The 21,255-nt window shown below is 37.6% G+C and carries 21 protein-coding genes, 1 tRNA gene and 1 rRNA gene; 3 read left to right on the forward strand and 20 right to left on the reverse strand.

What is annotated here, in order from left to right; translation table 11 throughout:
* Positions 1-172 precede the first annotated feature (172 nt).
* From ACQKMI_RS22625 to groES, 10 genes are all read right to left on the reverse strand, one after another.
* On the reverse strand, positions 173-2,410 hold the full coding sequence (locus tag ACQKMI_RS22625; RefSeq protein ID WP_427492599.1) for a YcdB/YcdC domain-containing protein: 2,238 nt from the start codon (positions 2,408-2,410) through the stop codon (positions 173-175).
* Between the two features lie 181 nt (positions 2,411-2,591).
* Positions 2,592-3,764 carry a glycosyl hydrolase family 18 protein gene (locus ACQKMI_RS22630; protein WP_427492627.1) on the reverse strand — a complete coding sequence of 391 codons (1,173 nt, stop codon included), beginning with the start codon at positions 3,762-3,764 and terminating at the stop codon, positions 2,592-2,594.
* A gap of 235 nt (positions 3,765-3,999) precedes the next feature.
* Complete coding sequence (locus ACQKMI_RS22635) at positions 4,000-4,557, reverse strand: hypothetical protein (protein ID WP_427492601.1); 558 nt, start codon at positions 4,555-4,557, stop codon at positions 4,000-4,002.
* Complete coding sequence (locus ACQKMI_RS22640) at positions 4,557-5,102, reverse strand: hypothetical protein (RefSeq protein ID WP_427492603.1); 546 nt, start codon at positions 5,100-5,102, stop codon at positions 4,557-4,559. Before ACQKMI_RS22640 ends, ACQKMI_RS22635 begins: the two co-directional genes overlap by 1 nt.
* Complete coding sequence (locus ACQKMI_RS22645) at positions 5,102-5,611, reverse strand: RNA polymerase sigma factor (protein WP_427492605.1); 510 nt, start codon at positions 5,609-5,611, stop codon at positions 5,102-5,104. The genes ACQKMI_RS22640 and ACQKMI_RS22645 overlap by 1 nt, the downstream gene beginning before the upstream one ends.
* A gap of 322 nt (positions 5,612-5,933) precedes the next feature.
* A complete protein-coding gene (locus ACQKMI_RS22650) occupies positions 5,934-6,665 on the reverse strand; it encodes a hypothetical protein (protein ID WP_427492607.1) in 732 nt (243 codons plus the stop codon).
* Complete coding sequence (locus ACQKMI_RS22655) at positions 6,658-7,995, reverse strand: AAA family ATPase (protein WP_427492609.1); 1,338 nt, start codon at positions 7,993-7,995, stop codon at positions 6,658-6,660. The genes ACQKMI_RS22650 and ACQKMI_RS22655 overlap by 8 nt, the downstream gene beginning before the upstream one ends.
* Positions 7,996-8,228: 233 nt before the next feature.
* Positions 8,229-8,594, reverse strand: a complete 366-nt coding sequence (locus tag ACQKMI_RS22660) for a hypothetical protein (protein WP_427492611.1) — start codon at positions 8,592-8,594, stop codon at positions 8,229-8,231.
* Between the two features lie 418 nt (positions 8,595-9,012).
* Positions 9,013-10,644 (reverse strand): chaperonin GroEL, encoded by a 1,632-nt coding sequence (gene groL, locus ACQKMI_RS22665; RefSeq protein WP_427492612.1) that lies wholly within the window; start codon positions 10,642-10,644, stop codon positions 9,013-9,015.
* 149 nt (positions 10,645-10,793) lie between these two features.
* Positions 10,794-11,078, reverse strand: coding sequence for a co-chaperone GroES (gene groES, locus ACQKMI_RS22670; protein ID WP_079563614.1), 285 nt, complete (start codon positions 11,076-11,078; stop codon positions 10,794-10,796).
* A 172-nt stretch (positions 11,079-11,250) separates the two neighbouring features.
* Between groES and ACQKMI_RS22675 the strand changes: the two genes are divergently transcribed.
* Positions 11,251-12,015, forward strand: coding sequence for a CPBP family intramembrane glutamic endopeptidase (locus ACQKMI_RS22675; RefSeq protein ID WP_427492614.1), 765 nt, complete (start codon positions 11,251-11,253; stop codon positions 12,013-12,015).
* Between the two features lie 103 nt (positions 12,016-12,118).
* On the opposite strand, the gene tatC is transcribed toward ACQKMI_RS22675, so the two are convergent.
* The 3 genes from tatC to ACQKMI_RS22690 all read right to left on the reverse strand — a co-directional run bounded on the left by tatC (position 12,119) and on the right by ACQKMI_RS22690 (position 14,009).
* Entirely contained in the window at positions 12,119-12,940 is an 822-nt protein-coding gene (gene tatC, locus ACQKMI_RS22680; protein WP_323651101.1) for a twin-arginine translocase subunit TatC, read from the reverse strand.
* A 17-nt stretch (positions 12,941-12,957) separates the two neighbouring features.
* Positions 12,958-13,143: a twin-arginine translocase TatA/TatE family subunit gene (locus ACQKMI_RS22685; RefSeq protein ID WP_010857065.1), complete on the reverse strand. Its 186-nt coding sequence runs from the start codon at positions 13,141-13,143 to the stop codon at positions 12,958-12,960.
* A gap of 230 nt (positions 13,144-13,373) precedes the next feature.
* On the reverse strand, positions 13,374-14,009 hold the full coding sequence (locus ACQKMI_RS22690; protein WP_049667837.1) for a redox-sensing transcriptional repressor Rex: 636 nt from the start codon (positions 14,007-14,009) through the stop codon (positions 13,374-13,376).
* Between the two features lie 225 nt (positions 14,010-14,234).
* Between ACQKMI_RS22690 and ACQKMI_RS22695 the strand changes: the two genes are divergently transcribed.
* On the forward strand, positions 14,235-16,178 hold the full coding sequence (locus ACQKMI_RS22695; protein ID WP_427492629.1) for an ABC-F family ATP-binding cassette domain-containing protein: 1,944 nt from the start codon (positions 14,235-14,237) through the stop codon (positions 16,176-16,178).
* A 491-nt stretch (positions 16,179-16,669) separates the two neighbouring features.
* On the opposite strand, the gene tsaD is transcribed toward ACQKMI_RS22695, so the two are convergent.
* The 6 genes from tsaD to ACQKMI_RS22725 form a co-directional block, all read right to left on the reverse strand.
* A complete protein-coding gene (gene tsaD / locus ACQKMI_RS22700) occupies positions 16,670-17,689 on the reverse strand; it encodes a tRNA (adenosine(37)-N6)-threonylcarbamoyltransferase complex transferase subunit TsaD (protein WP_427492616.1) in 1,020 nt (339 codons plus the stop codon).
* Positions 17,686-18,138, reverse strand: coding sequence for a ribosomal protein S18-alanine N-acetyltransferase (gene rimI, locus ACQKMI_RS22705; protein WP_427492618.1), 453 nt, complete (start codon positions 18,136-18,138; stop codon positions 17,686-17,688). Before rimI ends, tsaD begins: the two co-directional genes overlap by 4 nt.
* Complete coding sequence (tsaB, locus tag ACQKMI_RS22710) at positions 18,131-18,838, reverse strand: tRNA (adenosine(37)-N6)-threonylcarbamoyltransferase complex dimerization subunit type 1 TsaB (RefSeq protein ID WP_427492620.1); 708 nt, start codon at positions 18,836-18,838, stop codon at positions 18,131-18,133. Before tsaB ends, rimI begins: the two co-directional genes overlap by 8 nt.
* The gene (gene tsaE / locus ACQKMI_RS22715) at positions 18,835-19,284 is read right to left on the reverse strand and encodes a tRNA (adenosine(37)-N6)-threonylcarbamoyltransferase complex ATPase subunit type 1 TsaE (RefSeq protein WP_323651158.1); all 450 of its coding nucleotides are present in this window, start codon (positions 19,282-19,284) and stop codon (positions 18,835-18,837) included. Before tsaE ends, tsaB begins: the two co-directional genes overlap by 4 nt.
* A 472-nt stretch (positions 19,285-19,756) precedes the next feature.
* Complete coding sequence (locus ACQKMI_RS22720; protein WP_427492622.1) at positions 19,757-20,092, reverse strand: hypothetical protein; 336 nt, start codon at positions 20,090-20,092, stop codon at positions 19,757-19,759.
* A gap of 403 nt (positions 20,093-20,495) precedes the next feature.
* Positions 20,496-20,571, reverse strand: a tRNA-Asp gene (locus ACQKMI_RS22725).
* Between the two features lie 169 nt (positions 20,572-20,740).
* On the opposite strand from ACQKMI_RS22725, the gene ACQKMI_RS22730 reads away from it, so the two are divergent.
* Entirely contained in the window at positions 20,741-20,980 is a 240-nt protein-coding gene (locus ACQKMI_RS22730; protein WP_427492624.1) for a hypothetical protein, read from the forward strand.
* 181 nt (positions 20,981-21,161) lie between these two features.
* Here the strand turns inward: ACQKMI_RS22730 and rrf are convergent.
* Positions 21,162-21,255 (reverse strand): 5S ribosomal RNA (gene rrf / locus ACQKMI_RS22735); the annotation flags it as partial.

A 21,255-nucleotide genomic window follows, 5' to 3' on the forward strand; every position in this document is an offset into this window, starting at 1 on the left:
TATTATTTACCATAATTATATTATACTTTTCCACAAATGGAAATGACATTCCCGGATTATTTATGTTTATAAGAAAATAGAATGAACATAGAGCTATTTTAGCTTCATTCAAACAAGTTAAAAAGGCCATCCCCTAAAATCAGGAGATGCCCCTTCATGTATCGATTACTGATTAATAATAGTAATGGCGGCCATCGTTTTCCTCATAAATAGCCTTTGCTAGACGAACTGTAGATATTGCCAAATCTGCATACGTCACTTTCCCAGTAGCATTGAATTTATTTTGCTGTCCATCCATTAAGCCCATCGCACTTACTAAAGCAATATAACCTGCGTACTCTTGTTTAATTGAACTTGCATCAGCAAAGTTTAATTTGTAAATGTCACTATGCTTAGCAGCTTTCTCTAAATTTAGTACACGTACTAACCATTCTGCAAGCTCTTGACGAGTCAATTCTTTATCTACTGCAAATTGATCCGCCGGTTGTATAATACCCATGCTTACAGCTTGTTCAACGATTCCGTATAATGGGTGCTTTTTGTCAATGTTATTAAAGGATTGCTTCTCGTCGCCTCTTCCATACGGACCAAAATCATAATATCCGTATGTTAATGATTTAACTAAGATTTTCAAAGCTTCTCCCTTGTTTACAGCTGCATCAGCATTAAAGTTTGCTGGGTCTTTAACCTCTAATACATTTTGGTGTAGTAAATAAGTTAATTCTCCTCCAGCTTTTGAATGTGAAATAGCTTGTTTTTCTTTGGCATCATCAACATTTTGAAGCCATTTACCAGTTGTTGCATCAATACTATTGAATATGCTTCCATTATAAACTGGAGAGTATACTAAATCATAATGGTGATTATCCTCGCCATCCTGTTTTGCATACTGAAGCTCCAATTTAAGCCCCTTATTGAACGTTTCTTTTGCTTTATCCGCAGGAATAGCTTTGTTTACAGCCGGCCAATTATCAATCTTGTGATTACTAATATTTAAAGAACTTAATTTCCCATCTGCACTAATACCAACAGAAATTTCATCCCCTAGTACAGCAATGCCATTGACAATACGTGGGAAGGAGAAGTAATATCGTTTACTGTCTTTGTCATACATAGTTTCTTCTATTGGTTTTGAATAGTTATGAAGATAGGACGGAGCCCACGCTTTTAAGTAGTCTATCGCTTTTGCTAACGCAGCATCTTTTGCAATTGGTTCTACTTTCTGATCTGTCTCCATGAAATCTCTACGTATATCCCAGTAGTCTGTAATCTCACCTGTTACCTTGTTCACTTCAAATGATGCGCCATAGCCGCTACCATTTCCTAATTCATACATATAATGCACTGAATAAATTGTCTCACCATTTCCGTTTTCTCTTTCATCAACCGACTCAATTTGTAGCTTCACTTTGTCTGAATCAATTTTTAAGAAAGACTTAGCTAACTCTTCAACTTCTGCTAATGTAATGTCCTTCTTTCTAGGTTCAAGAGGTTGCGATGCTAGTTTTTCTACACCTTTTGCCGTTGGTACTTGAGCAGTAAAACCATTCATTGTATGCCACTGCCCATTTAATGCATGTACACCAGTGAAGCTTGTTGGCGGCATATACACAAGCTTAGCAATAGATTCACCTGTTTGGTAGTTAGTGTCAATCATATAACGTAAATCAACTGATAAATTTTCACGAACTTGTGCAAGTATATCTGATTCATTCTTTTTCTGTTCTAAGTTATCAAATGTTGCCTTACTAGTTGACTCAGTATTACGATACATACTTGTAACTTCACCATTTGCTAAAACTGTAATATTGATAAACTCATTATTTAGTGGTACACCATTATGTGTTGGCGAATAAGCGAATGAATACGTAATTGGTTCAGATAAAGGTCTACTAAAACTAAAACCAAAATCACCATACCAATTGTCTTCACGAAGCTTGTAATTCGCAGTATTCGGCAATTTCTTTAGGAAGTCTTGGGCAATTTTCTTTGCCTCCACCTCTGAATACTTCACTGGATACAATGCATCCGCCATATTGGCAGGTTGATAGTGGAAATATTCTAATTCTAAATCTTCGCCTTTAAATGTAAAATCACCATAAACGTCTTTGCCATTGATTGTCTTATGGAAGTTTAAGTTATAGCGTATTGTTTTATCATCATTAAAGTAATGTGCTTCCCCCATTGAGAAGTCTTTCTCTGATACAAATTTGAACTTGTTAGGGAATAATGTATTCAATTGCTTAATAAGCACACTTTTTGTAACCTTTGTTTCTGTAGAAGCAACTTGGATTGCAACTCTCTCTTGTGGTTCTTTTACGTTTGCTGAAGCTTGTGCCATTGGCGAAAGTACACCGACAGAAAATGCAGTTGATGTTAGTATGATACCTAACTTTTTGAACTTACCCAAAATACCCCTCCTAAAATATCATTTACTATCATTATAATATATATTTCCAGAAATGGAAACAGCGTTTCCTAATTGTTAATATTTATCAGAAAAGAGAATGAACTCTTTTGTAGCGAAATCGAGTGCTAACGTAGCGACAGCAACAATTACGCCGAGGCGAAAGTGTTTGCTCCTTAAGATTTCATTTCTTTACTACATCAAAATTCGACCCAATCAATAACCAGTTTTGTGGGAATGGTAAACCTAACTTCCAATAGCCTACTCCACGAAGTTGGTACCGCTTAATTAAATTGAACTTCGCTTGAATGGATCTAGCATCCTCAAACCAGACTACATGTGCTTTACCTTGCTCATCATAGTATTCAAAGAACGGTGCTTGAGATCTCAAATCAAACTGAATAGCAGCATTATATTTTTTAGCAATCTCAATTGCTTTTTGTGGACTAATTGCTTCTGCATTCGGGCCCCCTTGTACAAAAGGAAGTGTCCAGTTATATCCATATAAATTCTGTCCAAGTATAATTTTGTTTCGAGGTATCTCACTTACTGCATATTTTACAACCGCTTCTACCTCTGGAAGTGGCGATACTGCCATAGGTGGTCCTGCAGAATATCCCCATTCATAAGTCATTAACATAACAAAATCCACTATTTCTCCATGTGCTTTATAATCATGCCCCGCCGTCCATGGACCTCGCTCAGTAGCACTTGTTTTGGGAGCTAGCGCTGTCGATACGGTATACCCCTGTGAATGGAATCGACTCACCGCTCTCCTTAAAAAATTGTTATACGCTTCTCGTTGATCTCCCGGCAAATTCTCAAAATCGAAATGAATATCTTTAACGGTTCCTAAACGCTTTGCCTCTTCAAGAATATTATTAAAAAGCAAATCCTGTACTGCTGTACTTTGAAAAATATCTCTCGCCAAATCACCGCTAAAGCTAAAATTCTCTAGGTTTGAGACAACCATTGCTAGAGAAGCTCCTGTATCATTAGCAATTTGCGTCACACCTTGACTCGGAGGACTCTTAAGCGTTCCATCTCGCCTTGCCTCATAGCTAAATAAAGCAAGATACGTTAAAAATGGACCCGCTTCTCTCGCTTGGCTCAATAATGCCTCACTAACGAATGTTCCTCTTGGCTCTAAATATGCCAATGTTTCAGCTTTTGTTTTTGGTTGAGGTGGAATATAAAGTCGCATACCAATCGATAAAGGTTGACTCGGACTTATATTATTTACCTGAGCAAGTGTTGAATAATTTATGCCAAAGCGTTGACCGATTGAATATAGACTATCTCCTGACTGCACATAATAGAAATTTCCGACAATCGGTATCACAAGTGCTTGCCCTATAACTAATCTATTTGGTTCAGGAATTTGATTGGCATCTACAATACTTTGAACTGATGTCCCGTACGACTGTGCAATACCCCATAAGGACTCCCCTGCCCGTACAACATGTATTTGAATGTCAGTGCCTCCTCTTAGCTTGATAAAATCACACCTATAAAGCTTATGAATTAGGAAAGGAAAAGATGTCACTGTTCAATAAGAACAGATTCCCTATAAACAAAAAAAGATCCTTCGCTTATTCTAGCGAATGGACCTTTTTTTCATTAAGTTCTTTATAGTATTTATGACACGTTCGATAATAGAATATAACAAAGAAATAAGAAAACACCTGTAATAAAGAATCTATAAAATGAGTAATTTCTCGCATACTTGTATCAACATTTATTGAAAATGCCTGTATTACGAAGCCGCAAAGCATAAATGCCATGAATTTCTGGTACGTTTTAAATGTTTTAGCTTCAAGAGGTTTATTATTATGAATGTGTAATAATAATTGAAAAACCCAATACATAAAAACGATGAATAAAAATTGCATAAAATCTATTCCAATTTCACCGGGTACTTTATAACCAAGCCATCGAGCTAGCTCCACGAAAAATGACATTATCATTAAAATAATGGCGAAATTTTTTGACCAACGCTTTAAGTTATGAAAAGACGGCAACAAGTGAATACCGTATGCGAAAGATAGATAACCAATGAAATCTGGTAATATATCTGGTAATCCAAAAGCACTTAAATCAATAAAAATAAAACCCATGCCATTAAATAAATAATCGTAAGGATTTTTCATTATTTTATACCTCCCTCTATTGTTTTCATCCAGTAGTTATCCTGTTCCTGTTGAATTTCATCTATATTGTCTTGCTTACTCGTATAATCGTAGGATTCGCTATAACTTGGTTGCACAATAGGTTCATCAATATTTCGGTGCTCTGCATATACTAGATTCCCTATCCATGCCAAGAAAGACAAAGAAAATGTCATGTAGACAAGTCTTCCCTTCGTAAGCCCCTTGAAATAAACGAACAAAATAAACAATGAGAGCGTAAGCATGAGGAACATACACACTATATTAGTAAGGTCTTTTTCTAGATTGATGGTTAACTGTGCTGCATTTTTCAAATTGAACGATTGTCCTGTACCAATGCTGAATACAAATAGAAGAACAACTAGCGTCACTGGAACGGTTAGTATGGTTGCGATAGAAAATCTTTTTGTTTTTGTTACATGAGTCTTTTGGAGTTTTTGCCGTAATTGATTTGAGTAATCTATATCTGGCTCTTTATCAGGGCGTTTTTTTAGTGCATCAAATAAATTGTAATCACGTTCTTCCATCAATCATCCCTCCCTACCTTTTTTCGAAGCCTCGCCATTGCTCGATGAAAATCAACACGCACCTTAACTTCTGAGATACCTAAAATCGCAGCTGTTTCTTGTATCGTGTAGTCTTTTAGCATTCTGCAAATAATGATTGTCCGATCATGTGATTTTAATGTCATTAATGCTTCTTGTACTATCTGCCATTGCTCATTTTTCTCCACAATCTCTATAGGCTTTGGCACTTCCTTCAATACGGGCTGCCAGCTAAGTTTTTCTGTTAATAAACGTTTTATTTTCTGCCTTCTATGTATATCTACTGCTGTATTCCGTGCAATTGATAAGAGCCAAGTTTTTACTTTATCTTTATCCTTTAAATTATCTAACTGCTTCATCGCCTTAAAAAACGTTTCTTGTGTAATATCCTCTGCCTCTTGTTTGCTATTTGTATAATAAAGTGCAAAATGATACACATCACGATGATAACAATCGTACAATTGTTCAATTTTAAATATATCCTGATGCAAAACCTCACCCCACTTTCTACACTCACAAATAAGTCGTCGCAACAAATAATTTGTTACACTTTTCCAAATTATTTTTACACACATTGTGGAGGAATTAGCGAAGTTATTCCCGCCTGGGCGCTGTCCAGTCTCCACTACAATCAACCATTGCACTTAATATGTATCTTCTGGCATGTTGCTCTAATTTATATTTTGTCTTCTACACAATAAAATGCCCTCCAACGATTAATGGAGGGCATAGACATTAACTGCCCATTAAAGCCTTATTGGTGAAGACTAAAAATCAGTGGAAGATGTGGCCCCCACCGATTAAAGTTACACTTTATTGTACATCTGATTTAATCATTTCAAATAATAACGGCACATTCGTTCCGCGCTGTAACGAATTACAGCCCTCCATCAAAAATGACCAGCTCATTTTCATTTTTTCTTTATAAGGAAGCTCAGAGTTAACTGGAAGATAGTCTTTTAAAAACTCTTCTATGGAACTCGATAAACTGTCCATAAATTCATCAGCCTTTTGCACCTTTTCCGTTGCTATTTCATTGCGCTCATTCCATAGTACATGCTCTAAGTTTGTAGAAAAATAGAATAGCTGATACGGTATTCTTAATCGCTGAATGCTAAAATGATCATTTGCTACAAGGATTTTGGCATTATTCGCCTTCATTTCATTTCGTTGCTCAATTTGCTCCTTACGCTTCTCAGATTTCACCAATATTGCATCTTCTGTATAGTATAATTTTTGTTCAATATCTTCCTTCACTTTGACAAATTCGGGGGCAATAAAACACCCGTCTGCATCAGTAATATGAACGACTGCAGTTAAATCCTTCGCTAAAAACTTATACTTCTGCAAATAGTTCTGAATCACTCTCGTAATACTATTTTTAATATTAGGTATCCGTTTATTTGCATCCCACTTCGTTAAAATATCTTCCCGTTGTACATCGAAGCGAATCGTAGAATTTGCAAAATGTTCATCTAGATAATCCTCTAAAATAATTTGCTCCGTCTGCCCCTCTACAATGATTAAAAGAACCTTTTTAGTCACGCTGGACACCCGCTTTTCTAAAGGCACGCTTAATTTTAAATATCTTCGTTTCTTTATAAACCTCTTCATCCTGTCCGCCCAACTGAATTGCACGTAAATAAACATCCCGAGCATTATTTACCTCTTTAATACCCTTTAGCTGCATATAACGACGTTCCTCATTCGTTGTCGTAAACCATAAGTTTTTAATAGCAAGCACCTCTAACACGCGTAAATTATGAGACGTAAAAATAAGCTGGCCTTTTCCGTCCTCATCAATCACTGTTAACAACTCGCCTAATAAATATTCAAAAACACCAGAATCTAGTTCATCAATCACTACACAAGCATTTGGGTTATTATAAACGGCAATGAGCACACTGAGTACAGAGATAATTTTCAAAATCCCTTCTGACTCTGTCCGTAGTGGTAATTCGCGCTCCCCTCGTTGTGATAAAAATTCAAAACGGATTCCTTTTTCTCCATTATCCATCGTTTGTTTGGTAATTACATTAATCTTTATAGTCAGACCTGGAATAATCGCTGATAATACACGATTACTTTGCTCTATTACTTCACATAACACATTAAACGTATCCTCTGGCAATAACGCTGGCCCTTTCAAATTGTAAGGGATAGAACCACGAGTTTTTTCTAGATGGATACTAAATGGCATGCTGCGCTCCTCATATAAGGGTGCGATATTTTGATTATTCACAACATGTAAATCTCGATTAAAATCTATTGCTAAATTGTGAAGTAATTGCATTTCTAGCTCTGACAGCCTGTCTTGTAATAATGGCTTTAAATCTTTGTGAAAGACAAAGGATGTATATTGTTTTTTAGATAGTTGATGAATGACTAGTAATTGGATACGCGTTTTTTCATTCATATCAGAAAGATTTGCTTTACGTAGTTGTATGTCTTCCTCTGTAACATTAATTAGAATCTTTGAACGCTTTCCTTTCTCATTCTCTCTGTACGCTATACGTTCAACCGTTGTGTATAGTCTGTTTTGATCTTCTTGTAACTCTACATAATAATTGAGAAAAAATGTGCCAAATGGATTTTCTACAAGAAACTCGAACTCAATACTTGCCGTATCCTCCCCTGCCATAATTAATCTCTTTTCCTGAGACGGTAATTTTATTTCAGTAATCCAGCCGGAGATCAGTGCCTTGAGCAAGCCAAATGCATCAACAATCGTTGTTTTCCCTGAACCGTTTTGTCCGTATAAACCTACAACATTAGCCTTAAAAAACGTCTCAAAATTCACCGTTAACACAATTTCACCATGTCGTACATTTCGTAAATTTTGTATCTTAATTTTCTTTATTTTTATAATGGTCATTTATCTAAACATCCTTTAAATGATATTTCCTTCTATTATAATTAAATTTGATATATTTTATAACATTTTCTACTTTAATGAATTCTACCTTTGTTGATTATTCACCTAGTTTAATGCCTACGACGATCATAATTGTAGGCATATGTTAGAAAAGAAAAACGAAGAAAGGTGTGTTTCATTGGTCAACCCTAATTTAAATCCCGACAATGTTGATGTTAACATTCCGTTTCATCCTACCATGCCTTCTGGTAGCCCGTATCCAACACGCCCTCAGCAACCATATCCGCAACTTCCGTACCCAACTCGGCCTTCGCAACCTTATCCACCACATATGCATCCTTCGCGTCCTCAACAACCATATCCACCACATATGCATCCTTCGCATCCTCAACAACCATATCCACCACATATGCATCCTTCGCATCCTCAGCAACCATATCCACCACATATGCATCCTTCGCGTCCTCAGCAACCATATCCACCACATATGCATCCTTCGCGTCCTCAACAACCATATCCACCACATAATCATCCTTCGCGTCCTCAGCAACCATATCCACCACATATGCATCCTTCGCGTCCTCAGCAACCATATCCACCACATATGCGTCCTACGCATCCTCAGCAGCCATATCCGCAACTTCCAATGCCATTTCCAGGTGGACAATATCCTGGCTTAAACCTACCAGGGATGTAGATTCTCAACCTAATTGAAGTTCAATACAAATGACTATAGCAAAAAGGCTATCCAGAAGTTCAAATATGAACTAATGAATAGCCTTTTTATTTATTATAAGAATTTATTATTAATTCAATATGTCACACCGACAGAGTTAAAGCGGGTGCAAAACGATTATGAAAAGAAATTGCATGCACTTAAGGAGGAATACACCATCCTAAAAAAGGGTACATATCTTTGCGAAAAACCAGCTTTTATCAGCATTCACTGATAAAGATTCACTAAAGCACAAAAACCACTTCTCAAATTTGAGAAGTGGTTTTTGGCTAAGCCGTAGATTACATCATTCCTGGCATGCCGCCCATACCAGACATATCTGGCATTGCTGATGCTGGTTCTGGAATATCTGCTACTACTGCTTCTGTTGTTAAGAATAGAGCTGCGACAGATGCTGCGTTTTGTAGAGCTGAGCGAGTTACTTTCGCTGGGTCTACTACGCCCGCTTCAATCATGTTTACCCATTCGCCTGTTGCAGCGTTGAAGCCTACACCGATTTCTTCGCGTTTTAGGCGATCCACGATAATTGAGCCTTCAAGACCAGCATTGTTTGCGATTTGACGAACTGGCTCTTCTAAAGCACGTAGAACAATTTTCACACCAGTTGCTACATCGCCTGCTTCTGCATCTGCTACTTTTTCAACTGCCGCATATACGTTAAGAAGTGCCGTACCACCGCCTGATACGATACCTTCTTCAACTGCTGCACGAGTTGAGTTAAGCGCATCTTCAATGCGAAGTTTACGTTCTTTTAGTTCTGTTTCTGTTGCAGCACCAACTTTGATTACTGCTACACCACCTGCTAATTTTGCAAGGCGTTCTTGTAATTTTTCTTTATCGAATTCTGAAGTTGTTTCAGCAAGTTGAGCACGGATTTGACCAATGCGACCTTCGATTGCATCTGCACCGCCAACACCTTCTACGATTGTTGAATTGTCTTTTGTCACAACAACTTTCGCAGCGCGCCCAAGTGATGTAATATCAGCTGATTTAAGATCTAAGCCTAATTCTTCTGTAATTACTTGACCACCTGTTAAAATTGCGATATCTTCTAGCATTGCTTTACGACGGTCACCAAATCCTGGAGCTTTAACCGCTACAGCATTGAATGTACCACGAAGCTTGTTCACTACAAGTGTTGCAAGAGCTTCACCTTCAACATCTTCAGCGATGATTAACAGTGGACGACCTTGTTGTACCACTTGTTCTAATAATGGTAATACTTCTTGGATGTTTGTAATTTTTTTATCAGTAATTAAAATGTAAGGATTATCTAATACAGCTTCCATTTTATCTGTATCTGTTACCATGTAGTGTGATGCATAACCACGGTCGAATTGCATACCTTCAACTACATCAAGCTCAGTTGTGAAGCCTTTAGATTCTTCAATTGTAATAACACCGTCGTTACCAACACGTTCCATTGCTTCTGCAATTAATTGCCCTACTTCATCATCAGCAGCAGAGATAGCCGCAACCTGTGCGATTTCCTCTTTGTTGCTTACTGGACGAGAAATAGCGTTTAATTCTGTCAGGGCTGCTGCAACTGCTTTGTCGATCCCTTTACGAATGCCTACAGGATTTGCACCAGCTGTTACATTTTTTAAGCCTTCACGAATAATTGCTTGAGCTAATACTGTTGCAGTTGTTGTACCGTCACCAGCGATTTCGTTTGTTTTAGAAGCAACTTCTGCTACTAATTTTGCACCCATATTTTCGTATGGATTTTCTAGCTCGATTTCTTTTGCAATTGTTACACCATCATTTGTAATAAGTGGCGAACCGAATTTTTTTTCTAAAACTACGTTACGACCTTTTGGCCCTAGAGTAATTTTTACTGCGTTTGCTAATTTATCTACACCTTGTAGCATTAATGCACGTGCTTCTTCTGAGAATTTAATATCTTTTGCCATTTGAATTTACCCTCCTGGAATGGAATATTCGTTAAGCTTCATCAATATATTTATAAAAATTTCGCCATACTGTCATTGTCACCCATTCATTTGTCTATCTGTGACAATCACTAAAGGTATTAACTTTAATAAACTAAAAAAGTATGAACTTATTCAATAATTGCAAGAATATCGCTTTCGCGTAAAATTAGGTATTCATTACCTTCATATTTAACTTCTGTACCAGAGTACTTAGAGAAAATAATGCGGTCGTCAACTTTAACGTCAAGCTCAACACGTTGCCCGTTCTCTAATATACGACCTGTCCCAACTGCTACAATTTTACCTTCTTGTGGTTTTTCTTTTGCAGAGTCTGGCAGTACAATACCGAATGCAGATTTTTCTTCTACCTCGATTAGTTCGATTACAATACGATCTCCTAGTGGTCTTAACAAGTGAAACAACCTCCTATTAATTAAATGTAAGTTTAAGTCTATTAGCACTCTACCTATACGAGTGCTAACACAATTATTATGATAATCAATCACACTTTTTTTTGCAAGTCAGAACTTCGAAAAATTTTGTTTTCTTTCCATATTCCTCTACAATAGAAAGGTAGCATAATGAATGGAAAGGATTTTGACTGTGAACAATTCTCAAAAAATAAATAAACATAAAAAAACAGCCCTTTATGTTTTACTGATCTATATCCTCATGCAAATATCAGGTAGATGGCTGGCAAGCCCATTTCACAAGTTTGTTATGAGTACAACCGGTTTACCTAGTGAGCAAGCTGCTCCGCTCACGCAAGGCTGGTATATTGCACTCAGCTTTGCTATTGCGTTAATTCTAAGCTTAATCTTAACATCTCGCGATAAAGCGTTTTGGGATATTTATAAAGGGAAGAAAGAAACGATACCACTGTCAATTATGTGGGGAATTATTGGTTTCTTCTTAGTCTTCTTTGGCCAAATGATTGGCGCAGCTATCGAAATGGCTATATTCGGTATCCAAGGTGGGTCGCAAAACACAGCTGATATTGTAGGTATAGCAAAAGGCGCTCCTATTGCGATACTAGCAATTGTCGTATTTGGACCAATTTTAGAAGAGTTCGTCTTCCGTCGTGTAATTTTTGGTTCGCTTGTCCAAACAACTAATTTCTGGGTAGCCGCTATAGTAAGTGCCATTTTCTTTGCACTTATTCATATGGACTTCTCACATATCTTGCTTTATACAATTTGTGGATTAATTTTTGCCTTCTTATATCACAAAACGAAACGCATTTGGACGTCAATTATCGCCCATGTCATGCTGAACGGTTTTGTGACACTTGTACAATTGTATGCAGAACCATTGCAAAAGTTTCTTCAAGAACTAGAAAAAATGCAATAAAAAATCAGTGGGAGTTTTTCTTCCACTGATTTTTATTGCATGTAAGCTGTAACTATAATGACGAAAAAGCTCGATGCTACTAATTAGCATCGAGCTTCTATTATTATTGATTCAATTCTTCGATTTGACGCCTCTGCTGTTCAAGTGCCTCTTCTATCTGACGTTTTTGCTCAGCCTCTTGTTCTTCCTTCATTCGCATTTCCTCTGATTTTAAGTATTTCTTATAGCCAATACGAGAAATCATAATGCTAATTTCATAAAGAACAAACAACGGTACTGAAACCATTAAGTGCGAAGCTAATTCAGGTGGCGCGATTAGAGCAGCACATACAAATAAACCAAAGTATGAATACTTACGAATACGAATTAGTAACTCAGGAGATAAAATCCCAATACGTGAAAAAAACAAGACTACAATCGGTAATTGGAAAAGGAAACCAAAAGGTATTGTAAGCTTAAATAAAAACGTAAAATATTCATGTATGCCAATTGTTTGTTGAATTTCTAAATCGTTTGATAAATTCATCATGAATTTTATGACATAAGGGAATAGTAAAAAGTATGAAAAGGATAGCCCTGCTAAAAACAATAAAAATGAATACGGTATATAGCTTAAAGTTGCTTTTCGTTCTACGTCCCTTAATCCCGGGCTAATAAAAGCCCACAATTGATACATCAATACCGGCGAAGAAAGAATAAAAGCGATTAAGAAAACTACTTGGATATAAATTGCAAGCGGTGTTACTACATCAAATGCATGGAGCTCTATATTGTAATTCGCTCCAGTACTTTGAAGGTATTTAACAAGCGGCTTTGCAACAAAGAAGCCGCCAGCCATAGCGAGAACAAAGAAAACGGCAACAATGAAAAGCCGTTTTCTTAATTCTTCTATATGTTCAATGACAGTTAGATCTCTTGGATTCATTCCTCAAACATCCTAACTTACTTATCTAATTCTTTCTTTTTCTTGTCATCATCATCTTCGTCGGCTAAACCTTTAGTAGCATTTTTGAATTCACGTAATGTTGAACCAAATGCTTTACCAAGCTCTGGTAACTTCTTAGGACCAAAAATTAGTAATGCGACAATTCCGATAATAATGAGGCTCATAGGACCAATACCACCCATTACAGCCACCTCCTCTTTATATCCATCATTTTAACGCATATTTCGCCATTTTGCTAACTAATAATATGTGAAAGTTTTTCGTCATTCTCTCAATTTATTACATACTTCTATTTAACAGAAACTGTGAGCTATACTATCAATTATACCCCGGCCTAATTGCGTCCGGAGACTTTAACTTCTTTCAGCGGGTGTTTGGACTCCGCTGAAAGAAGTTAAATTATGTACTATGATCACTCTTCCTGATTACGAATTAAATAAATAAGTGCCTGCAACTCTACCGATAAATCGATTGTTAAAAGTTGCATTTTATCTGGTACAGTAATACGCTCTGGCGTAAAGTTCAAAATTCCTTTTGCGTTCATCGCTGCTAATCTATCAGCCATTTTCTGTGCAGAGCGTGGTGAAACTGTTAAAATTGCAAGCTCCGCTCCATATTCTGCATACTTCTCTTCCAATAAATCAGGGTGAAAAACAGGAATATTGCTAATCATCTTCCCTTCTTTTGGGGCCTTCGAGTCAAATGCCACAACGATATGAGTATTATGATTTTTTTGGAAATTATATTTTAATAAAGCACTACCTAAATTCCCTACACCAATTAACGCTACTTTTGTCGCTTCATGTTGATCGAGCGTTTGGCTAAAAAATTGTAAGAGATGCTGCACATCATAGCCATATCCCTTTTTCCCAAGAGCACCAAAATAAGAAAAATCTCGGCGAATAGTTGCAGAATCAATTTTCATCGCTTCACTTAGTTCCTTCGAAGAAATGCGTTCCATGCCTTCTTGTGCAAAGTTTTGGATAAAACGATAGTAAAGAGGAAGTCTTTTCGTAGTGGCTTGTGGAATTTTTAATTCTTGTTTCAAACTTTTTCCCCCTTAAAACGTATCAAGTTCTATTTATGATACATGCTTTATATTTCTAAGTTTATAATATTCACTGGAGGATTTTCCTTTAGTTAATGGCGCTTTTACGCCACTAAATAAAGGGAAATCGTTTCAATCTTACATGACAGCTTGGAATAAGTAAAGCATCGACATTGCAAGCCAATCGCTCATCCATTACACTAAGGAAGAATTGAGGTGTCAAGAATGATTGTTTTACAGGTCAATCAACTATATAAATCCTTCCTTGCAGATGAAATTTTAAGTGGCGTAAAATTAGAAGTTCAACATCGTGACCGTGTTGCATTAGTAGGTCGTAACGGTGCTGGTAAGTCCACTTTACTTAAAATAATTGCTGGTCAAATGTCATATGACTCTGGCGATATTATTATTCCTAAAGGTGTACAAATTGGATATTTAGAGCAGCATGCTGGATTAAACTCAACATTGTCGATTTGGGATGAAATGATGACAATTTTTGAGCCGCTTATTGCCCAAGAACAAACACTACGATCATTAGAACAACAAATGGCCGATCCAACTGTTTATGAAAATCCTACTTTATATGCAAAAATAATGTCTGAATACGATCATTTGCAGCATAATTTTAAGGATGCGGGTGGCTATCAATATGAATCTGATACACGTTCTGTCCTTCATGGCATGCAGTTCTATCCTAATGATTACGAAAAGCCAATTAGCTCACTATCAGGGGGACAACGGACTCGGTTAGCGCTTGCTAAGCTTCTTTTAAGTAAACCTGACCTATTAATACTCGATGAACCAACTAACCATTTAGATATTGATACCCTCTCTTGGTTGGAATCATATTTAAAAAGCTATGAAGGGGCTATTCTAATTGTTTCCCATGACCGCTATTTCTTAGACCAGGTTGTTTCCATTGTCTACGAAGTCTCTCGTCATCGCGTCACAAAATATACAGGCAATTATAGTGCCTATTTAGATGAAAAAGCGAAAAATTATGAGCGCGATTTGAAGCTTTATGAACGTCAGCAAGATGAAAAGGCAAAGCTTGAGGAATTTATTCAAAAAAACATCGCTCGTGCTTCTACTACTAAAATGGCACAGAGTCGTCGTAAAATGCTTGAACGAACAGAATGGATGGATTCCCCTGATGGTGATGAAAAGTCAGCAAGCTTCGGTTTTACAATTGAACGTCAAAGTGGTAACGATGTTTTATCTGTAGATGACTTAGCTATAGGCTATGGTGATAAGAAAATATCGAGTGGCATCACATTACGCACTTTCCGAGAAGACCGCGTTGCACTTGTTGGACCAAATGGCGTTGGTAAATCCACTTTATTAAAAACCATCGTCAAAGATTTGCTACCACTCGCTGGAGACATTCGCTATGGTACAAATGTTCAAATTGGTTATTATGATCAAGAGCAGGCCAAGCTATCGAGCAATAAAAGCGTACTAAAAGAGCTATGGGATGAATGGCCTTTAATGAATGAAAAAGATATTCGCACAGTGCTAGGCCGCTTCTTATTCAGTGGGGTTGATGTAGATAAAATCGTGTCGTCTTTATCTGGTGGAGAAAAGGCTAGACTTGCATTAGCTAAGTTGATGATGCAAAAGGCAAATCTCTTAATTCTCGATGAGCCTACCAATCACTTAGACTTAGATAGTAAAGAGATACTGGAAAACGCACTGATTGATTATCCTGGAACGCTCTTATTTGTATCGCATGACCGATATTTCATCAATCGAATTGCTACTAAAGTAATCGAACTATCTGGCGATGGTTCCTTTGAGTACTTAGGTGACTATGATTATTATCTTGAAAAGAAACAAGAGCTATTAGAAATTGCACAAATGAAGGCAGCTGCTCAACCGCAGGCTCAAGCGGATGTACCTGATAAGATCTCTACCTCTAAAATTGATAAAGAGGCTAAAAAACGGGAACGTCAAATTAGACGCATGCTTGAGGAACTAGAAGGAAAAATGCAGCAAGTAAATCTTGAAATAGCTCGCTTAGAGGAAGCACTTTGCGACCCTGAGATTTTCACAGACCACGAAAAAATCACACAACTCCAGGATGAATTATCCACTTCTAAGGAACAGTACGAGTTATTTGAAATGGAATGGCTGGAGCTAAGTGAAGAACTTGAAAAAATTACTGTATAACATCCCCCACCGAACTTTTTTAAGGTGGGCGTCTTGTAAAGCCATGTGACTTTTCGCATGGCTTTTTACTTTACTCGCCCTGTTTTTTCATATATATTGGTCAAGTGCTATTTTTCGACAAAAAATGCCCACAACTTTATACACACTATAAATCTAGTAATACCAACATATCAACAGACTTTTCCACATTGTCCACAATTCAAAAATATTTTATTCACATCATTCTGTGCAAAACAGGCTACTATATATTGAATAATCACAAGTTATACACAAGTTATCAACATTTTGTGCATAAGTACGGATGTTCGCTCTTTTATTTCCGCCTTGCCTGTGGATAATTTTCTGAAAAATTTGTCAACTAACTAGATTCATATCTTCTTATATACACTGTTTTCTCAACAATTTTTTCATAAAAGCAAAAAAGAGGTATTTTAGAATTAAATCTAAAACACCTCTTTTTCTATGCCGGAGGCTTTAACTTCTGAAAGAAATTAAAGCCAGGATTTTAACTCCATCCCAGGGCGACCGTTCATTGATAAATTACCACGAATACCTGCTTCAAACATTGGCGTTGCTACTGCCCCAATCATAGCGGCATTATCTGTACAAAGCTTTAATGGCGGTACATACAACGGGATACCTTCTTCCGCAAATACAGACTCAAGTGATGTACGTAAGCCTTTATTTGCCGCTACACCTCCAGCTGCAATAACTTGCTTCACTTTATATTCACGTGCTGCCCGTAATGTTTTCGCTGTTAGCACTTCAACTACGCTATCCTGAAATCCTTTGGCAACGGCAGTCGGAGAAATCTCTTCTCCACGCTGATCCATATTATGCTTATAATTAATAACTGCTGATTTTAAACCGCTAAAGCTAAAATCATAAGAATCTTCCTCTAACCACACTCGTGGGAAGGTTACAGCCTCATCCCCCTCATGTGCTAGCTTGTCAATACGTGGGCCACCTGGATACGGTAAGCCTAAGACACGTGCAACCTTATCATAAGCTTCACCAGCTGCATCATCTCTCGTCTCACCAATGACTTCAAAAGAGCCATGTTCTTTCATATAAACTAACTCTGTATGGCCACCTGATACAACTAGTGCTAATAATGGGAATTCCATCGGCTGCACGAGTGCATTAGCATATATATGTCCAGCTATATGATGCACACCGATCATCGGTAAATCATTGGCAAACGCAAAGGCCTTCGCGGCATTAATCCCAATTAACAATGCACCTACAAGACCTGGACCTTCAGTAACTGCCACAGCGTCTAAATCAGTTGGCTTCATATTTGCCTGTGCTAATGCTTCTTCTATAACCACTGTAATTTGCTCAACATGATGACGAGATGCAATTTCAGGTACAACCCCACCAAATCGTTTATGACTTTCTATTTGAGATGCAACTACATTTGAAACAATTTCAGAGCCGTTTCGAATAATCGCAGCTGCTGTTTCATCACAGCTCGATTCTATTGCTAATATAATTCGATCTTCCATCATAAATTCACCCACATGACAAGGGCATCCTCCCCGTTATCTGTATAATAGCCTTTACGTATGCCACCATCTTGGAAATTAAGCTTTCGATAAAGATTTTGAGCAACTGTATTTGTTACTCGCACCTCTAAACTCATGACTTCCATACTATGGTCTTTAGCGATACGCATTGCCTCTCGCATTAATCCTTCACCAATTCCACGACCGCGAGCAGCATCTATAACGGCTACGTTCGTAATTTGCGCTGCGTCTATAACCATCCACATTCCACAAAAACCGATAATGTTATTATAGTCATCTATAGCTAGCACATAATGTGCATACTGGTTTTCATGCACTTCATAATAAAAAGAGTCTAACGTCCATGGTGTAGAAAATGTAGCAAGCTCAATTTCATACACTGCTGGGACATCTTCAGTTACCATTTTACGATATATTACATTACTACTCATGTGCCTTCTCCTTTTGTTCCTTCAGCCAATTCGCCTCCGCCTCTGCAATACGTTTGTATTGCGGTACAAAATGATGAACAGCATCCACACTTGGTAGCTCCACTTTCGTTGCTAATCGAACTGTTTCACTTGCTCGTGGCAAGTCATGACTAAACGGTATGCGCCTCGCATAATCACCTAGCACCTCTACGATTTTATGCCAAAAAACATCTACATCTACTCCAACAAATAAAATCGGTGCCTCTAAAGCCTGTAAACGCTCTAACAAGCCATCAATATGATCGTGATAATCTTCTATAATTGTTTCAAGCTCACGACCTTTATAAACGGCCGTATAAACATTGCCTCTTCGCGCATCAAAAATAGGACAAATAAACCCATCATATAGTGCTGCATTTGCGGCCAATGACTTTAAGCTAGATATTCCAACTAAAGGCTTTTGCAATGTCCATGCTAATGTTTTAGCAAGCGTCACACCTATTCGTACACCTGTATAAGAACCAGGTCCTTCCGATACAGCAATCGCATCTAACTCACTTGGCTTTACGCCAGCATTTGCTAGCACTTCTTCAATGGCTGGCATAGCACCTGCTGAATGCGTTAATTTTATATTTTGTACAATCTCTGCGACCACTTTTCCATCCTTTATTACAGCAATAGAAAGTGGTGCATTCGCTGTTTCAATCCCTAACCAAATCATTTCATTAGCTCCTCACATAATGCCTCATATCGCTTTCCAAGAGGTGTTAATACAAATCGTCGTTGATTTTCTCCGATTCGGTAAATTTCTATTCCAAGGCGCTCCTGTGGTAAATCCTGTTCAATCAAATGAGCCCACTCGACAACTGACACCGCATCACCATAAAATAGTTCGTCCCATCCAAGGTCTTCATCGCTTTCTGCTAAACGATAAACATCTAAATGATTAAATGGTAAACGCCCCTCATATTGCTTTACAATCGTAAATGTCGGGCTATTGACTGTTCTCTTCACGCCAAGCCCCTTCGCTAATGCTTTCGTAAATGTCGTCTTACCAGCGCCTAAATCACCCTCTAATGTAATTGTATCCTGGGCTTCTAGTAAGCTTGCTAGCTTCAACGCAAAATGCTCAGTATCATCAAGTGAATTCATTATTTTTTCATACATATCTCTTTTTCCTCTCCTAGCTCCATTACTTCTAGTTTACCGAAACAAGCGTAAATGTTCAAAACATCCAATGGATTTCAAAAAAAACAATTACACCTTGGCGTAATTGTTGCAGCTTGTCGACAAAAAGAATATAAATTACTGTGTATCTAATAAACAAAAGTGATTTTCACTCCGAGTTGGTGCTCATCATGGGATGAGTCGACAAGCTAAAACTACTAATCAATTATGCCTCGGTATAATTGCGTCCGGAATCGGCTTTGTGCTTAAGCATGAGGGCAAGTTTGACTATTTTTTATACAAGGTAAACCTATCCATGTAGATTCTAGAGAAAAATGAGGTCACTACTATACAGCTTATACAAAAAAACATTCGTCAACAGCCTAAAACAATTATGCCTTGGGTTAATTATCGCTATCGCTACTAAATCATGTGCAAAATAAAGATACAACACGCTTATAAAAAGAAATGCTTATTTTTTTTTACCCTTTACCTCACTTATCTCTTTGTTAACCAATTTATCATCTTTAAATCGTACATTATAAGCTTTTGTCATAAGTATTTCATCATTCCAGCGGTATTGGTCTTTTTTCAACATTTCTCCTGCTCCCCCAGCAATTTTAACTGCCTCCATATATGTCATACCTTCTTTTAATTTTTCAAATTCCGCTTCATTCATATTTTTTTGCCAGTGGTACGCATTGGATTCCTCAATATCTAAAATAGGATCTCCACAGCCTGCTAGTATTACAGCAGCACCCAAGAGCAAGCATATACTAAGACGGTTTATGTAAAAATAATTTCTCATGCTAACACCTCCAAATCTTTTTCAAACGAGAGAAATCGATAATTATCATCGTAATTTTTATGGTTAATGCTCTATTTGTTAGATTTATTACCCAACTCTTTATTTCTACCACTCTTCATCAATGCTGTAGTGAAACGCAATGGTAGAGTTTCTTCAAATGCTACACCCTTTCTACTGACTAGTTTGTTAACACAGACACTGTAGGGTCTTGTCTAGTCCGTTTTTGGCAGGGGTATCGAGGTATTCTCCTCCATCTTAAATCATTGGATACAAGAAATATTATAAAAGCAATTTTACTGGATAGCTTTTAGAAATTATAAACATCCACTAATTTCCTTATAATAACAATAAAAAAAGTTCTTATGATTGAAAAGCATCATAAGAACTATATTATCGATTATAATGGCGGTCCCGACCGGGATCGAACCGGCGATCTCCTGCGTGACAGGCAGGCATGTTAACCGCTACACCACGGGACCTCTTTAAGACATTTATAAATATATCATAGGAAATAGTAATATGCAATACTTTTTTATATATTTTTCATTTTTATATTCTCTACCTTTTAGGCATCGACTTTGCAAATCTATTATTCCTCGGCATAATTGCGTCCGGATTCGGCTTTGTGCTTAGGCCAGCAGATATTTTTTGCGCGAAAGCGAAGCGACAGCAACAGATGTTTCTTGTGCGAAAGCGAAGCGACAGCAACAGATGTTTCTTGTGCGAAAGCGAAGCGACAGCAACAACAATACGAGGGCCGACACGATGTCGGTCATTTTCGGTAATGCCACAGGACGTGGCGTTTTTAGACTGAGTTCCCCTATTTCAGCGGGTGTTTGGACGCCCGCTGAAAGTAGCTTAAATCCGCATTCATCTCACCACCTATAGAGGTGGGAAACTTCTGTAACTGACGTTTCATTTTCGCTACGACACACTTGCTGAAAGAAGTTGAATAGAAAATGAGCAGCTACAATAACTAGTGTTTTGTAGTTGCTCTTTACATGTTTGTCAACAGCTTTAGCTTCTTGTCCATAAAAAAACAGCCAGCACACAGCTGACTGTTTTCATTGCCTAGCGACGTCCTACTCTCACAGGGGGAAGCCCCCAACTACCATCGGCGCTAAAGAGCTTAACTTCCGTGTTCGGTATGGGAACGGGTGTGA

The organism is Lysinibacillus sp. NPDC097214 (assembly GCF_050277945.1).
Taxonomy (GTDB): Bacteria; Bacillota; Bacilli; order Bacillales_A; family Planococcaceae; genus Lysinibacillus; species Lysinibacillus xylanilyticus_B.

Coding starts and splice junctions, on each gene's coding strand:
- ACQKMI_RS22635 (WP_427492601.1), bottom strand. CDS start 4,557: ATGAAAAATCCTTACGATTATTTATTTAATGGCATGGGTTTTATTTTT.
- ACQKMI_RS22640 (WP_427492603.1), bottom strand. CDS start 5,102: ATGGAAGAACGTGATTACAATTTATTTGATGCACTAAAAAAACGCCCT.
- ACQKMI_RS22655 (WP_427492609.1), bottom strand. CDS start 7,995: ATGACCATTATAAAAATAAAGAAAATTAAGATACAAAATTTACGAAAT.
- groL (WP_427492612.1), bottom strand. CDS start 10,644: ATGGCAAAAGATATTAAATTCTCAGAAGAAGCACGTGCATTAATGCTA.
- ACQKMI_RS22675 (WP_427492614.1), top strand. CDS start 11,251: ATGGAAAGGATTTTGACTGTGAACAATTCTCAAAAAATAAATAAACAT.
- tatC (WP_323651101.1), bottom strand. CDS start 12,940: ATGAATCCAAGAGATCTAACTGTCATTGAACATATAGAAGAATTAAGA.
- ACQKMI_RS22685 (WP_010857065.1), bottom strand. CDS start 13,143: ATGGGTGGTATTGGTCCTATGAGCCTCATTATTATCGGAATTGTCGCA.
- ACQKMI_RS22695 (WP_427492629.1), top strand. CDS start 14,235: ATGATTGTTTTACAGGTCAATCAACTATATAAATCCTTCCTTGCAGAT.
- tsaD (WP_427492616.1), bottom strand. CDS start 17,689: ATGATGGAAGATCGAATTATATTAGCAATAGAATCGAGCTGTGATGAA.
- rimI (WP_427492618.1), bottom strand. CDS start 18,138: ATGAGTAGTAATGTAATATATCGTAAAATGGTAACTGAAGATGTCCCA.
- tsaB (WP_427492620.1), bottom strand. CDS start 18,838: ATGATTTGGTTAGGGATTGAAACAGCGAATGCACCACTTTCTATTGCT.
- tsaE (WP_323651158.1), bottom strand. CDS start 19,284: ATGTATGAAAAAATAATGAATTCACTTGATGATACTGAGCATTTTGCG.
- ACQKMI_RS22720 (WP_427492622.1), bottom strand. CDS start 20,092: ATGAGAAATTATTTTTACATAAACCGTCTTAGTATATGCTTGCTCTTG.